At 53.7% G+C, this 423-nt stretch carries 1 protein-coding gene; it reads right to left on the reverse strand.

The genetic code is table 11. The annotated features are described in order from the left end of the window. Nucleotides 1-299 precede the first annotated feature (299 nt). Nucleotides 300-423, reverse strand: a 124-nt coding sequence (locus tag EN853_RS33170) for an aldehyde dehydrogenase family protein (RefSeq protein ID WP_135856025.1), incomplete at its 5' end; no start/stop codon positions are given.

Below are 423 nucleotides of genomic sequence, written 5' to 3' on the forward strand. Positions count from 1 at the left end.
GTCCGTATCGCACGAGATCTGGAAGAAGCCAGACCTTGGAACAAACGGCGACCTAAGACTTGGGCAGGCGGCAAATGACAGTCACGCCGAAGAAGATGGGGGCTGACGACGGCCTCGTTCCCTCCCCAAAACCGCATTTCGAGATCGATCTCGGAAATGATGTCCATGTCCTCATGCTGACCGGGATCAGATAGATGTGAGACGGAGGGCCTTGAGAAAGGTTCGGGGGTTTAGAAGCTGGAGTTGCAACACAACCGGTTTCTGGAGAACCCCCGATCCAGGTTTTTGGCATCAAGGGATCACACGCTCAGGCACACGTATTTCATCTCTGTATAATCATCGATTCCGTATTTTGACCCTTCGCGGCCAAGGCCAGATTGCTTGATGCCACCAAAAGGCGCAACTTCCGTGGAGATCAGCCCA

The sequence above is a fragment of the Mesorhizobium sp. M1C.F.Ca.ET.210.01.1.1 genome (assembly GCF_004791585.1).
Classification (GTDB): Bacteria; Pseudomonadota; Alphaproteobacteria; order Rhizobiales; family Rhizobiaceae; genus Mesorhizobium.